This is a genomic window from Pseudomonas bohemica, assembly GCF_002934685.1.
Lineage (GTDB): Bacteria > Pseudomonadota > Gammaproteobacteria > Pseudomonadales > Pseudomonadaceae > Aquipseudomonas > Aquipseudomonas bohemica.
This window is the reverse complement of record NZ_NKHL01000112.1, coordinates 56216-69887: the sequence shown is the minus strand read 5'-3', so window position 1 is coordinate 69887 and position 13672 is coordinate 56216. Positions and strand designations below refer to the sequence as shown.

Here is a 13672-nt window from a genome sequence, read left to right as displayed (position 1 = left end):
TGCCTTGCATGCCAGCGGTCACACTGCCAATCCGGGAAAAGATCATGAGGCCAATTGCGTGTAATCCAGCGTCACAGGACCGAAATCGGATAGTCCACGATCAGCCGGAACTCGTCCTGATCACCCTCGGCCTGATCGGCATTGCCACGATGCCAGGCCTGACGGATGCGGAACGACAGGTCCTTGGCCGGGCCATCCTGAATCACGTATTTGGCTTCCAGATTGGTCTCATGGTGTTTGCCGTCTTCGCCATAACCGTAAGCGCGATAAGGGCTGTCGGCGGCCATTTTGGTGCCGTCGATGTCCCGGCCGTTGATGTAACGCGCCATGAAACTCAGGCCCGGAATGCCGTAGGCGCTCATTGCCAGGTCATAGCGTGCCTGCCAGGATTTTTCTCCCGGGCCGTTGAAGTCCGAATACTGCACGGAGTTGGCGAGGAAGATCGAGTCGCCCGTAGTGCCTGGCCCGTTATCGCCGAAAGCTACATAGTCGAACGGCTCATCGCCATGCACCTTCTGGTAGGCGAGGGTGAAGATGTGCCCGGCCAGGAAACTGTAGGCAGCGGCCAGAGACCAGGTGGTGTTGTCGATCTCACCCGCCTTGGCCTGACCTTCGTCGTTGGTGCGGTAGATGTTGAGGTCGAAGGTCAACGACTGGTCACTGGGCATCGCCAGCACATAGTTGGCGTTGGCATAGTATTGACGCCAGACGTCTTCGAATTCGGAACCGTACAACTGCACCGACAGACTGTCGTTGATCGCGTATTTGCCGCCGACGAAGTCGACGCTGTCGGTGGTCACGCCGGCATAAGTGGCGTACAGCTCGCCGCTTGCACGGGTGTGCTGCGGCCCATTGCCGGCGGTGAAATGTCCGCCTTCAAGGTCCAGGTCCTTGATCTCGCTGCTTTGCAGGCTGAAACCGGTCGCCGTCTGCGGGAACAGGCGCGAACCGCCTGCCGCGAACACCGGCGCGGTGGGTTGCATGGTTCCCCACTTCAGCTCGGTCTTGGAAATCCGTGCCTTGATCGCCCCGCCCGCTGTGGCGAACTCGTCTTCCGGACTGCCACTGCTGTCTACTGGAATATTGCCGGTGCCCGAATGCCCGGCACCGCCATCGAGCTTCAACCCGTACCAGCCAAAGGCGTCGACACCAAAACCGACCGTGCCCGGGGTGAATCCCGATGTGAAGTTGGCCATCGCCGCCTGGGACCAGTCACGTCGATCCTGTGCGCCGCTTTTTCCATCTCGATTGAAGTAGTAATTGCGTAACAACACGTTCAGCTTGGCGTCATCGACAAAGCCTTTGGCGTCGGCCTGATCGCTGACGAAGGCTTCTGCTTCTACTGATTGGACATATCCCGCCGAAACCGCCAACGCGATCAGACTCAGACTTATCACTCTCATAATGGCATTACCTCTCAGGTTTCTGAGGCACCCGCTATTACTTCATGCAATGACGCGCACAAGTAAAAGCACCAACTCGCCTGCAAGACGCAAAGGATAATCGTGGATTTGCAGTTCGCCACCTTACCGGCGCAATCAACCCTCCAAAGCCCGATTTTCTGACGATTGGTTTACTTAACAGGCAATTAACCCGCGCGGTTAAAGTGATTTTGCACCTGCAAAGTGGATAACCCGCTCTCAGCGACTGCCTGCAAAATTGCACTGTTAGGCATCACTTTGGCACGTAACCGGCCGTGCTCACCGATTGCTCGACAGGCCTGGTGAGACTTCGTTGCTCGGCTGGGCGAAGCGTGCGGCGTTCGCCTGGCAGCGTTTCCCAATATGCCTGGATGACCGCAGGTCGTTGTCTTCAAGATCGGGGTTCAGGATGCCGGGCAGGTAACTGGCCAGGGTAGGCAGCTCTTTCTATGGCGGGCAGGCATTCCCCTACCTTTGCGGTGCGTCTTTGGGTTCGGGAAGGATATTACGGCGGGGGACGCAAGGGGGAATCAGAAACAAAGCGTTCATGGAACGGGAAGGTTTGAACGTTGCGCAGGGGCGAGATCGATACGACAAGTCAAGTAATGCAATGGAAGCGACCGAGTCGCTCCCATGATCAGGACGCATATGTGCCTGTGCAGGCTACGTCGATTACTTGCTGCCGCCGGATCCTCCCGCGCCGCCTGCGCCTTCACCGCCGCCACCATTACCGCCCATGCCGCTGCCGTTAGTCATACCGCCGCCCTGGCCGGAAGCACCGTTACCGTCGTTGCTGCCCATGCCTTTGGTGCCGGGGGTGGAACTGTTACCAGCACCGGTCTTAGGCGTGCCATCAGTGGCTGGACCCTGGTTGCTGTCGCGTGGGCCTACAGTACCGGAGGAGTTAACTGGATCGGTTGGGCCGGTGGAGCCCGCGAATGCAGAACCGGTCGCTACAGCAAGCAGACTGGCGAGGGTCAGGGCAGTCAATTTCTTCGTGATCATGATGTGAATCCCTTTTCTGTCGTGGATACATATTGGTCCGCCCGCTCGGTCAAGTCGTGCCCTCTTGCCGACAGACGGTCAAAGCCGGTAGGCGTCAGGGACGTGGCGGGCGATGAAGGCTTGCGTGTGTTCGAGGAAGGCCGTCTGCAGCTTCGAGGCCGGCCCTTGCACGGGCAGCAGCATGCTGAAGTCCATCTCGATGGCCGGCTCGAAGGCCTTAAAAACAATCCCGGTGCCGCGATAATTGACCGCGCTCAGCACATCCACCAGCGCCACCCCCAAGCCGTGTTCGACGAATTCGCACATCGGTTGCGACAGTTGGGTTTCCAGACGCAGCTGCCGCTCGACGCCGTGCGCGGCGAATATCGTGTCGATCTGCTGCCGCGAACCGATGGAATGCGGATAGGAAATGAACGCCTCGCCGCGCAGGTCCTCGGGAACGATCACCGACTTGTCACACAGCCTGTGACCTGCTGGCAATGCACACAACATGCGGGTCGCCAGAAGTTGCTCCGAACGCGGGCTGGGGTAGGTGTTGGGCAGCACGATGATGCCCAGGTCACAGCGCTGACCGACCACCAGATCGATCACTTCCGAAGACGAATGCACCACCAGCGAGATATGCACGCCGTCGTGTTCGGCCATGAACGCGGCAATCACCCGAGGCATGAACACCAGTCCCATCGCTGGCGCACAGGCGATGTGCAGCGAGCCACGCTTGAGGCTGCGAATATCCTGCGCAGTCCGCGCGATGCGCTCGACCCCGACCAGCGAGCGCTGCACTTCCTGATACAGCGTCATGGCTTCGGCCGTGGGCTGCAGCCGCCCCTTGATCCGATCGAACAGGGTAAAGCCGATGTCGTCCTCCAGGCTGGCAATCAATCGCGTCGCCGCCGGTTGAGAGATGTGCAGCATTTCGGCGGCGCGGGTGACGGTCTGGCTGAGGATCACGGCCCTGAAAGCTTCGAGCTGACGCAGATTCATTTGGCCCCATAACAAAAAGACATGACTGGCAGAAAATAAAGCATTTTTCAGTTGCCTGACAGAGCCACTAGCATCGGATTCATTGATTGCCACCGGGCTGTAGGCCAAGAAATGATTCATGCACAAGACTGATCTGATTGTCGTCGGTGGCGGGCTGGTTGGTATGTCCATTGCGTATGGGCTGGCTCTGCTCGGACGTCGGGTCACGGTCCTCGACGAGGGCGACGATGCCCTGCGCGCCGCTCGCGGCAACTTCGGTTTGCTCTGGGTGCAAGGCAAAGGCTATCGCAACGCGCCTTATGCCGGCTGGACCCGACAGTCCGTGGCGCTGTGGCCCGAGTTCAATGCCTTGCTGCACGCCGATACCGGTATTGACGTGCATCTGCGCCAGCCCGGCGGGTTTCAGCTGTGTTTGAGCGACGAGGAGCTGGCTGAAGAAACCCGTCGGCTGGTCTGGCTGCAAGAAGCGTTCGACGGCGATTACCCGTTCGAACTGCTCGACCCGACCCAGCTCAAGAAGCGTATTCCGGGCATCGGTCCGGGAGTAGTCGGCGCCTGCTACACGCCGATGGATGGCCATGTCAATCCGCTCAAACTGCTGCGGGCCTTGTATGCCGCTTGCCAGACACGAGGGGTAAAGATCGTCAACGGGCTGAGCGTCGAGGGAATCGATCAGCACGCCAGCGGCTTCGAGCTGCGGGCCGGGGAGCAGCGGTTCTGTGCCGAACATCTGGTGCTGGCCGCAGGACTGGGCAATCGCCCACTGGGCGCGATGCTGGGCATGGACGTGCCGGTGCGGCCCAATCGCGGGCAGATTCTGGTCACGGAACGACTGCAGCCGTTTCTGCAATACCCCACCACCTATGTGCGCCAGACCGACGAAGGCACGGTGCAATTGGGCGATTCGCTGGAGGCAGTGGGTTTCGACGACCGCACCAGCAGCCAGGTGATGTCCGAGATCGCCGCCCGTGCCGTGCAGTGTTTCCCGCGGCTGGGGCAGGTGCGCATGGTGCGGGCCTGGGGTGCATTGCGTGTGCTCAGCGCCGACGGCTATCCGATCTACGAAGCAGCCCACGACAGTCCCGGCGCATTTGTCGTCACCTGCCACAGCGGCGTGACCCTGGCCGCCGCCCATGCATTGCGCCTGGCGCCCTGGATCGCCGGTGAGGCCGACGAGCCTGCGATACGGCCGTTCAATCTCGCCCGATTCAAGGGCATGCGCGAGGTGCACTATGCCCACTGAAACACTGTTCCGGCGTCTGCAGCTGGCAGACAAATACGTGCAGATCGAGTTCGAAGGCACGCCGCTGACGGTGCCCGCCGATGTGTCCCTGGCCGCGGCATTGCTGACTCATGATCTGGGGGCGACCCGCGAGAGCGCTATCAACGGCCGGCCCGGCGCTGCTTACTGCATGATGGGGGTGTGCTTCGAATGCCTGGTGGAGGTCGACGGCCAGGCCAACTGTCAGGCGTGTCTGATTCAGGTCGTCGAAGGCATGCGCGTACGTCGTCAGCGTGGTGCACGGGATCTGCTGATCGGAGGCCAGGGCGATGAGTGATCCAGTCGTGGATCTGATCATCATCGGCGCCGGCCCCGCAGGCATCAGCGCAGCGCTGGAAGCGTCGGCCCACGGCCTTGAGGTCGTGCTACTGGACGAGCAGGGCAGCCCCGGCGGCCAGATCTGGCGCAACGTCGCCCAGGCCGATACGCGTACCCGTCAGGTGCTGGGCAGCGATTACAGCGCAGGGCAACCGCTGGTGGAAGCGCTGTTGGCCAGCAACGTGCGTTATCAACCCAATGCGGCTGTCTGGCAGGTGACCGAAGAGCGTTGCGTGCACTTTCTGCTGGACGGCAAGGCGCGCGTGCTGCAAGGCCGCCAGTTGTTGATTGCCACCGGTGCCATGGAGCGTCCGATGCCGATTCCCGGCTGGACCCTGCCGGGCGTGATGACCGCGGGCGCGGGCCAGATCCTGCTCAAGAGCGCAGCGCTGGTGCCGCAGGGCCCGGTGATTCTGGCCGGGTGCGGACCCTTGCTTTATCTGCTGGCGGTGCAATACCTGCGCGCCGGGATTGGCATCGAAGCGTTGGTGGACACCAGCGAGCGGCGCGACGTGTTCAAGCATTCGCGGCAGCTGCGCCAGGCGCTTGCCGGTTGGCGAGACCTGCTCAAAGGGCTGTCGCTGCTCGCAACGCTCAAGCGCGCTGGCGTCAAACACTACCGCGCCGCCCGCAACCTTCGGGTAGAAGGCGGGCGAAGGGCAGAAGCGTTGTGCTTCGACAGCGACGGCCGGGCGCAGAAGGTGTGGGCGTCGCTGATCCTGCTGCATCAGGGCGTTGCGCCGAATATCCAGATCAGCCAATCCCTGCGCGCCGACCACGATTGGAACGAGCAACAGTTGTGCTGGGTCGCCCGCCGCGACAGCTGGGGTGAGACCAGTTTGCCGGGGATTTTCATCGCCGGTGATGGCGGGGCCATCGGTGGCGCCAATGTGGCGGCGACCCAGGGTCGTCTGGCTGCTCTGGCGATCGCTCATCGGTTGCAGAAAATCGACGCCTGTCGCCTGCAGGCCCTCAGCAAACCCTGGCTGCAGATGCTGGGCAGACAAAGCGCCGCTCGGCCTTTGATCGACGCGCTGTATCGCCCCCTTGCGCAAAACCGCATTCCCCACGACGACACCATCGTCTGCCGCTGCGAAGAGGTCAGCGCTGGAACCATTCGCGGTTACGTCGAGCTCGGTTGCCTGGGGCCCAACCAGACCAAGGCATTCGGTCGCTGCGGCATGGGGCCATGCCAGGGCCGTCAATGTGGTCTGAGCGTCACTGAAATCATCGCCGAGCATCGCAACGTCTCCCCGGCGCAGGTCGGCTACTACCGCATTCGCCCACCGCTCAAGCCCATCACCCTGGCGCAACTGGCCAGCGAGCGTGAGCTTGAGACGTCCACATCCTCAACCCCTGAAAGGAGCCTGTCATGAGCACCTCGATCCACCGTATCGAAAGCAACCCTCGCCTGAGCCGCAGCGTGGTTCACAACGGCGTGGCCTGGCTGGCCGGTATCGTCGCCGCCGACTGCACCCAGGATATTCGCGGCCAGACCCGTCAGGTGCTGCAGCGCGTCGACGAACTGCTCGCCGCCTCGGGCAGCGACAAGAGCCGCTTGCTCAGCGTGCAGATCTGGATGAAAGACATGACCGCCGATTTCGCTGGCATGAACGAAACCTGGAGCGCCTGGGTCGACGCCGCGCAGACCCCGGCGCGGGCTACTTGCCAGGTGATGTTCGATGACCCTGAAATCCTCGTGGAGATCATCGTCACCGCCGCCGTCTGATTTTTGCTGCAAGGGCAGGGCGCCATTCGCTCACGCATCCAGAGCGCCCACCCGCCGTTCACATTGCTGCTGCCATAACGGGCGAGATCCTCATGCCGAGGGCTCGTCCGACTTGAACAACATCGTCCGGAGCCATGCATGAACATCAGAACCATCGTCACCACACTGGGCCTCGCCTCTTTGCTCGCCGTCAACGCCCATGCCGCCGATGCACCGCTGAAACTGGGGATCGAAGCGGCTTATCCGCCGTTTGCCTCGAAGACCGCCGACAACCGGATCGTCGGCTTCGATTACGATATCGGCCAGGCGCTGTGCGCGGAAATGAAAGTGCAATGCGTATGGAAGGAAAACGAGTTCGACGGCCTGATCCCGGCACTCAAAGTGAAGAAGGTCGACGCGATCATCTCGTCGATGTCGATCACCCCCGAGCGCATGAAGTCAGTGGACTTCAGCAACCGCTACTACCGCATTCCGGCACGCCTGGTGGTGCGCAAGAACAGCGGCATCACCGACATCCCCGCGCAGCTCAAAGGCCTGCGCATCGGCGTGCAGCGCGCCACCAACTTCGAGCGGTACGTCACCGACAAATTCGTTCCGGCTGGTGCGCAGATCGTCAGCTACAGCTCGCAGAATGAAGTGTTCCTCGACTTGCTGGGCGGGCGCATCGACGCAACCATGGCCAGTTCCGTGGCCATCGACGAAGGTCTGCTGAAAAAAACTGAGGGCAAGGACTACGCATTCGTCGGCCCGGCCTTCACCGAAGAACAGTACTTCGGCACCGGCATCGGCGTGGCCGTGCGCAAGGGCGACCCGCTGCAAGAGCGCTTCAACCAGGCCCTGGCGGCCATTCGCGCGAACGGCACGTATGCGCAGATCGAGAAGAAGTACTTCGATTTCGATATCTATGGCGAGTAAGGTTTAGCGCTGTTCCCTCATAGCAGTCCGCCCTGCCAGCGGTCGCGGCCGTGTGATCGCTGCTGCCGGCAGGCCGGGCTGCTGCATATAAAGAGGCGAGCGCAGCATCCTGGGGTGGCAGCCTTTACGCCGAACGCTGCACGCTCACAATTCCGTGTTCGAGCATCGTCGCCAGGAACACGTCGATCTTGTTGCGCAAATGGTCTTCCATCAACGTGCGCAGCTTTTTGCTTTCACCCTTTTTCAGGTAAGTCAGCATCTGTTCATGCTCGTTGATCGCCTGTTGCCAGCGCCCCGGCGTGGGGTTGAGGCGGCGGCGGACGTGGCGCAGACGGGCGTTGAGGTTGTTGAACATCTCTGACAATACCCGGTTATCGGCCACCTGCAGAATTTTCAGGTGAATCTGCTGATTGAGGTTGAAGTAGCTGCGCAGGTCGCTCTGTTCGTGGGACAGGCGCATCGCCGCCTGCAGGGTTTCGAGCTCGGCGATGTCGGCCGCCGAGATCTTCTGGCAGGCCTGTTCCCCTGAAAGCCCTTCCAGCGCCGCCAACAGGGTCAGCATGTTGGCCGCCTCCTCCAGACTGACACTGGCCACCCGCGCACGGCGGGTAGCGGATATTTCCACCAGCCCCTCGCGGGCGAGCATCTTGATCGCCTCACGCAGCGGGGTGCGGGACACTTCCAATTCCTCGCACAGCGCCCGTTCGGACAGCGGAGCCCCCGGCACGAGCTCACCGCTGATGATGCGTTCGCGCAAGGCGGCGTAAGCGGCTTCGTTGATGTTTGCCAGATTATTGTTTTCGGACATCGGTCCCTCTCCATCGGTATCCCGGAATTCTGCGAAGGTGACACTTGCGTCTGGCAAGGATTATCCCGGCGAATCAAAAAATTATCTACGCGCCATCTCAATGCAAAGCTCAGGATCAATGTTTACGGGAAGTTTGATCCCGTGCATTTCGTCTGCTCGCCTGATTTTTCGCAAAAAAATTCTTGCACCGACAAAAGCAGCGGCTATATTTGGGATACCAAAAATATAAAATGGTATCCCAAAAATAATAAGGACCTCCTATGAATACCCACGTTTCTCCTCAGGCTGACCCTCGCCAAACCTGTGTCCAGCCCGCTCCCGAAATCCTTCTGCAACGTGACGCAAGCATCGCCACGGTCATCCTCAATCGCCCGGAAAAGCTCAACGCTACGACGCTGTCAATGTGGAAGCTGCTGGACGACACCATCCGCCAACTCGACGCCGACGACTCGGTGCGCTGCATCGTGATTCGTGGCGCCGGGACCAAGGCTTTCGGGCCTGGCAACGACATCTCGGAGTTCGAAACCCATCGCGGCAACCAGGAACTGGCTCGCCGCTACGGACCGGTGATGCACAGTGCCTTGCGGGCCATCGCCCACTGCCGGCACCCGCTGGTGGCGATGATTCACGGTATCTGCGTCGGCGGCGGCCTGGGCATTGCCTCGCTGTGCAACATCCGTATTTGCGGCCAGTCGAGTCGCTTCGGCGTGCCGGTCAACAAGCTGGGACTGGCGATGTCCCACGATGAAATGAGCGGGCTGATGCGCATTGCAGGTCCCGACGTCACGCTCGAAATGCTCCTGGAAGGCCGGGTCTTCGGCGCCGATGAGGCACTGCACAAACGCATCGTTACGCGGGTGGTGAGCGATGCCGACGTGCAAGAGCAGGCGATGATCAGCGCGCGCCGTATCGCCGACGGTGCGCCGCTGGTGGCCCGCTGGCACAAGCAGTTCGTTCAGCGCTCGCTGGATCCTGCGCCCTTGACCGCCGAGGAATACGACGAGGCGTTCGATTGCTTTGCCACCGAGGATTTCCAGATCGGTTATCAGGCCTTCCTGGCCAAACGCACACCTGTTTTTGGAGGCAAATAATATGGCCGGCCCACTGCAAGGCATGAAAGTCATCGAACTGTCGCACATCATGTCCGGCCCCATCTGCGGGATGATGCTGGCGGACATGGGGGCAGATGTGATCAAAGTCGAGAAAATGGACGGCGATGACTGCCGCCGCTTCGCGCCGATTCTGGATCACGGCGAATCCGCCTCGTTCATGATCCTCAACCGTAACAAGCGCGACATCGCCCTGAACCTCAAGACCGAGGGCGGCAAGGATGTGCTGCGGCGCATGCTCAGCGATGCCGATGTGGTCACCGAGAACTACCGCAAAGGCACCATGGAAAAGCTCGGGCTGGGTTACGAAACGCTGAAAAAGCTCAACCCGGGCCTGATCTACTGTTCGGTTTCCGGCTACGGCCGCACTGGTCCTTACGCTGACAAGGGCGGCTTCGACCTCATCGCTCAGGGGCTGTCCGGGCTGATGAGTTCAACCGGCGAACCGGGACAGGCGCCGATCAAGGCCGGTTCGCCGATTGCCGATATCAATGCCGGGATTCTTGCCGCGCTGGGCATCGCCGCGGCCTATGCCCATAAACAGAAGACCGGGCTGGGGCAGGTGGTCGATACCTCGTTGCTGGAGGCCGGTTTTCAGCAGATGTACTGGCCTGCGGCCAATTACTTCTCCGAAGGCGTGATCCTGCCGAAGATGGGCTCGGCCAACTCCACCAGTACGCCGTATCAAGCCTTCAAGACCCGCGACGGCTGGATCAACATCGGTGCCGCCAATCAGGGCAATTACGAGCGTTTGCTGCAGGTGCTGAACGCGCCACACATCAGCGATGACCCGCGCTTCGCCACCAACGTGCTGCGCATGAACAACCGCGAAGTGCTGGTGGCATTGATCACCGAATGCCTGGTGCAGGACACCACCGACAATTGGGTCGCGCGGCTCGACCTCGCCGGGTTGCCGGTGGGCGCGGTGCTGGACATCTCGCAGGCTGTCGAACACCCGCAGATTCTGGAGCGGGAAATGATCGTCGAAACGCATCATCCGGTGACCGGTACGGCGCGCAGCATCGCCTTGCCAATCCGCTTTTCCGAGACCCCCAAACAGGTCACCCGACCCTCGCCGTTGTTGGGTGAGCACACCCTGGAAATCCTCGCCGAGTACGGCTACGACGACGGGCAGATTTCCGAGCTGCGCCGTGAGGGGGCGATTCTCGAGTTGTAGCCTCTGATCCCTGCGCAAGCGTGTTAGTGAGCAACGAACAATTACAAAAAAGACACTGAGGACCGCAACCATGAACAGGTTAAAGATAAAGGCCACCACCGTCGTCATGATGATGCTGTGCCTGATGTACTTCATTACTTACGTCGACCGGGTCAATGTCAGTACGGCGGCGGGGCAGTTCAGCACTGAGCTGGGCTTGAGCAACACGCAACTGGGTTTCATCTTTTCTGCGTTCGCCTATCCGTACATGGTGTTCCAGTTCATCGGCGGCTGGGTCAGCGACCGCTACGGCGCCAAACGTACGTTGATCGTCTGCGCCTTCATTTGGGCGGCGGCGACGGTCTTGACCGGCATGGCTGGCGGCTTTCTGAGTCTGGTGGCCGCGCGCATGTTGCTGGGGCTGGGGGAGGGCGCGACCTTTCCGGCATCCACCAGCGCCATGGCTGCCTGGGTCGCCAAGGAACGTCGCGGCTTCGCTCAGGGCATCACCCACGCTGCCGCGCGCCTGGGCAATGCCTGTGCGCCGCTGATCGTCGCGGCATTGATGACCACCTATGACTGGCGCTTCTCGTTCTACCTGCTCGGCGCCATGAGTTTCGGTTGGGTGGTGTTGTGGTACGTGACGTATACCGAAAAGCCTGGCGACCACCCGCGCATCACCGAGCAGGAACTTGCTGCACTGCCTGCGCCCAAACCTCGTCGAGTCGATGCGCCCGGCACCTATGGGCGACTGTTCCGGCGCATGTTGCCGGTGTCCAGCGTGTACTTCTGCTACAACTGGATCCTCTGGCTGATGCTCAGTTGGATTCCCATGTACTTCATGCACAACTACCACCTGAACATCAAAGATGCAGTGCTGTTCACGTCGGGCGTGTTCTTCGCCGGTGTCGTCGGTGACCTGCTCGGCGGCCTGATCAGCGACAAGCTGCTGCACAAGACCGGCAACGTCAAAGTCGCGCGCAGTTATCTGGTCGCGGTGTGCATGGCCTGCACCGGGCTGTCGCTGATCCCGGTATTGCTGTTCCAGGAGCCGCTGTACTCGCTGATCTTCCTGGCCATGGCGCTGTTCTTCAATGAAATGACGGTGGGGCCGATGTGGGCCGTGCCGATGGACATCGCTACCGATCGCGCCGGTACCGCCAGCGGCATCATGAACGGCACGGCAGCCACGGCGACCATCATCAGCCCGGTGCTGGCCGGTTATTTGATCGACCAGACCGGTAATTGGACCTTGCCGTTTCTGATCTCGATCGGCGTGCTGGCGTTCGGGGTGCTGATGACCTTCACCATGCAGCCGCAGAAAACCTTTTTGGCAGAGGAAAAGGCGCCCGAGAAAACCTTCGACACACTTGAGAGCAAAGAGGCAGTCGCCAAGTAAATCCTTCGTTTGCAAACCTGCGCGGGCTGGAGCCAACCCGCTTCGCAGTGTGGGAGACGTCGGAGGTTACGTCGGCAGCGAACGCGGTGGGTCTGTTGTAGATGGGTTACTGACACCCCGGCATCGCTGCCCGTCGTAAACTCCAACGTTTTCCAACAGGTCTGCGGCGTGTCGGGATTTGTCATACACGTTCGCTCCCTGTAGCCGTCCGGCAACGATCTTACAGGAGAGGCCAAGAAGCGGTGTGGTGCTTAAGGACGTAGCGTCTGGGAGCAAAAAAACCATTAGTCGACTGCCGATGTGGCGTATTGATATTAAATTCTCAACACTAGACAACCCTCGTTTTCTTCAATGAAACCGGGGGTTTTGCTTTTGCAGCGTGTAAGAAATCTCCTACAAAATCCGCCGTTTTTTTTCTCTGTCTAAAGACTGTCATCAAACAGAAATGTTTCCGGTTTTAAATCTGCATCGGGTCTTCAACTGTGACCACACACACAAATTCTCCTGCTGAGGTATTGCCGTGAATCTGCTGACAAAAACACGCCTGTCACTCCTGCTGGCTTCGATGTGCCTGACCGGGATGGCACACGCTACGGACGTCACTGGTGCTGGTTCGAGCTTCGTGTTCCCAGTCATTTCCAAATGGGCAACCGACTACAGCAAGAGCACTGATACCAAGATCAACTACCAGTCCATCGGTTCGGGCGGCGGTATCGCTCAGATCAAGGCTGCGACCGTGGACTTCGGCGCTTCCGACGCGCCTCTCAAAGCGGAAGACCTGCAGGCCGGCGGCCTGGGTCAGTTCCCCAGCGTGATCGGCGGTATCGTTCCAGTCATCAACGTCGAAGGCATCGAGACCGGCAAACTGGAGCTGAGCGGCAAGGTTCTGGCTGATATTTTCCAGGGCAAGATCACCAAGTGGAACGACTCGGCAATCGTTGCGCTGAACAAGGGTTTGAAACTCCCTGAATCCAACATCACCGTGGTTCATCGTTCGGACGGTTCGGGTACTTCCTTCAACTTCACCAACTACCTGGCCAAGGTCAGCCCTGACTGGAAAAACGGCCCTGGCGAAGGTTCTGCCGTGCAGTGGCCGGTCGGTGTGGGTGGCAAGGGCAACGAAGGTGTGGCTGCCTACGTGAAACAGATCAAGGGTTCGATCGGCTACGTTGAATTCGCCTACGCCAAAACCAACAACATTGCCTTCGCCAAGTTGGAAAACGCTGCTGGCAAGGTGGTCGAGCCTAGCGCCAAGGCTTTCGCAGCGGCTGCTGCCACCGCCAAATGGGAAGACGCCAAAGACTTCAACCTGATCATGACCAACGCCCCGGGCGCTGACGCATGGCCGATCACGGCGACCACCTGGATCATCATGTACAAGCAGCCGAAGAATGCCGAGAAGAGCGCTGCTGCCTTCGACTTCTTCAAATGGTCCCTGGAAAAAGGTCAGGCCCAGGCAGAGTCGCTGGACTACGTACCTCTGCCTAAAGAACTGGTCAGCAAGATCGAAGACTACTGGAAAACCGAGTTCACCCGGTAACTCGAC

Annotated in this window: 13 protein-coding genes; 9 read left to right on the top strand and 4 right to left on the bottom strand. The window is 60.3% G+C overall.

Features of this window, described 5'->3' with window-relative positions; translation table 11 throughout:
• Window positions 1-71 precede the first annotated feature (71 nt).
• The 3 genes from CE491_RS17465 to CE491_RS17455 all read right to left on the bottom strand — a co-directional run bounded on the left by CE491_RS17465 (window position 72) and on the right by CE491_RS17455 (window position 3410).
• A complete protein-coding gene (locus CE491_RS17465) occupies window positions 72-1403 on the bottom strand; it encodes an OprD family porin (RefSeq protein WP_110949581.1) in 1332 nt (443 codons plus the stop codon).
• Window positions 1404-2093: 690 nt separating this feature from the next.
• Window positions 2094-2426, bottom strand: coding sequence for a hypothetical protein (locus tag CE491_RS17460; protein ID WP_110949580.1), 333 nt, complete (start codon window positions 2424-2426; stop codon window positions 2094-2096).
• 78 nt (window positions 2427-2504) lie between these two features.
• Window positions 2505-3410, bottom strand: a complete 906-nt coding sequence (locus CE491_RS17455; RefSeq protein ID WP_110949671.1) for a LysR substrate-binding domain-containing protein — start codon at window positions 3408-3410, stop codon at window positions 2505-2507.
• Between the two features lie 118 nt (window positions 3411-3528).
• On the opposite strand from CE491_RS17455, the gene CE491_RS17450 reads away from it, so the two are divergent.
• From CE491_RS17450 to CE491_RS17430, 5 genes are all read left to right on the top strand, one after another.
• On the top strand, window positions 3529-4653 hold the full coding sequence (locus tag CE491_RS17450; RefSeq protein ID WP_110949579.1) for an NAD(P)/FAD-dependent oxidoreductase: 1125 nt from the start codon (window positions 3529-3531) through the stop codon (window positions 4651-4653).
• Window positions 4643-4969, top strand: a complete 327-nt coding sequence (locus CE491_RS17445) for a (2Fe-2S)-binding protein (RefSeq protein WP_110949578.1) — start codon at window positions 4643-4645, stop codon at window positions 4967-4969. Before CE491_RS17450 ends, CE491_RS17445 begins: the two co-directional genes overlap by 11 nt.
• Window positions 4962-6386: an NAD(P)/FAD-dependent oxidoreductase gene (locus tag CE491_RS17440; protein WP_110949577.1), complete on the top strand. Its 1425-nt coding sequence runs from the start codon at window positions 4962-4964 to the stop codon at window positions 6384-6386. The genes CE491_RS17445 and CE491_RS17440 overlap by 8 nt, the downstream gene beginning before the upstream one ends.
• Window positions 6383-6739, top strand: a complete 357-nt coding sequence (locus CE491_RS17435) for a RidA family protein (protein ID WP_110949576.1) — start codon at window positions 6383-6385, stop codon at window positions 6737-6739. The genes CE491_RS17440 and CE491_RS17435 overlap by 4 nt, the downstream gene beginning before the upstream one ends.
• 138 nt (window positions 6740-6877) lie before the next feature.
• A complete protein-coding gene (locus CE491_RS17430) occupies window positions 6878-7654 on the top strand; it encodes an ABC transporter substrate-binding protein (RefSeq protein WP_110949575.1) in 777 nt (258 codons plus the stop codon).
• Between the two features lie 124 nt (window positions 7655-7778).
• Here CE491_RS17430 and CE491_RS17425 read toward each other — a convergent pair whose 3' ends face one another.
• Window positions 7779-8462, bottom strand: a complete 684-nt coding sequence (locus CE491_RS17425) for a GntR family transcriptional regulator (protein ID WP_110949574.1) — start codon at window positions 8460-8462, stop codon at window positions 7779-7781.
• Window positions 8463-8722: 260 nt separating this feature from the next.
• Here CE491_RS17425 and CE491_RS17420 point away from each other — a divergent pair, with 260 nt between their 5' ends.
• The 4 genes from CE491_RS17420 (at window position 8723) to pstS (ending at window position 13666) form a co-directional block, all read left to right on the top strand.
• A complete protein-coding gene (locus CE491_RS17420) occupies window positions 8723-9553 on the top strand; it encodes an enoyl-CoA hydratase/isomerase family protein (protein WP_110949573.1) in 831 nt (276 codons plus the stop codon).
• A 1-nt stretch (window position 9554) separates the two neighbouring features.
• The gene (locus tag CE491_RS17415) at window positions 9555-10748 is read left to right on the top strand and encodes a CaiB/BaiF CoA transferase family protein (RefSeq protein WP_199885151.1); all 1194 of its coding nucleotides are present in this window, start codon (window positions 9555-9557) and stop codon (window positions 10746-10748) included.
• Window positions 10749-10818: 70 nt separating this feature from the next.
• Window positions 10819-12126, top strand: coding sequence for an MFS transporter (locus tag CE491_RS17410; RefSeq protein WP_110949572.1), 1308 nt, complete (start codon window positions 10819-10821; stop codon window positions 12124-12126).
• A 520-nt stretch (window positions 12127-12646) separates the two neighbouring features.
• The gene (gene pstS, locus CE491_RS17405) at window positions 12647-13666 is read left to right on the top strand and encodes a phosphate ABC transporter substrate-binding protein PstS (protein ID WP_110949571.1); all 1020 of its coding nucleotides are present in this window, start codon (window positions 12647-12649) and stop codon (window positions 13664-13666) included.
• Window positions 13667-13672: the final 6 nt, after the last annotated feature.

Coding starts and splice junctions, on each gene's coding strand:
- CE491_RS17435 (WP_110949576.1), top strand. CDS start 6,383: ATGAGCACCTCGATCCACCGTATCGAAAGCAACCCTCGCCTGAGCCGC.
- CE491_RS17430 (WP_110949575.1), top strand. CDS start 6,878: ATGAACATCAGAACCATCGTCACCACACTGGGCCTCGCCTCTTTGCTC.
- CE491_RS17420 (WP_110949573.1), top strand. CDS start 8,723: ATGAATACCCACGTTTCTCCTCAGGCTGACCCTCGCCAAACCTGTGTC.
- CE491_RS17455 (WP_110949671.1), bottom strand. CDS start 3,410: ATGAATCTGCGTCAGCTCGAAGCTTTCAGGGCCGTGATCCTCAGCCAG.
- CE491_RS17460 (WP_110949580.1), bottom strand. CDS start 2,426: ATGATCACGAAGAAATTGACTGCCCTGACCCTCGCCAGTCTGCTTGCT.
- CE491_RS17415 (WP_199885151.1), top strand. CDS start 9,555: ATGGCCGGCCCACTGCAAGGCATGAAAGTCATCGAACTGTCGCACATC.
- CE491_RS17465 (WP_110949581.1), bottom strand. CDS start 1,403: ATGAGAGTGATAAGTCTGAGTCTGATCGCGTTGGCGGTTTCGGCGGGA.
- CE491_RS17445 (WP_110949578.1), top strand. CDS start 4,643: ATGCCCACTGAAACACTGTTCCGGCGTCTGCAGCTGGCAGACAAATAC.
- CE491_RS17450 (WP_110949579.1), top strand. CDS start 3,529: ATGCACAAGACTGATCTGATTGTCGTCGGTGGCGGGCTGGTTGGTATG.
- CE491_RS17425 (WP_110949574.1), bottom strand. CDS start 8,462: ATGTCCGAAAACAATAATCTGGCAAACATCAACGAAGCCGCTTACGCC.
- CE491_RS17410 (WP_110949572.1), top strand. CDS start 10,819: ATGAACAGGTTAAAGATAAAGGCCACCACCGTCGTCATGATGATGCTG.
- CE491_RS17440 (WP_110949577.1), top strand. CDS start 4,962: ATGAGTGATCCAGTCGTGGATCTGATCATCATCGGCGCCGGCCCCGCA.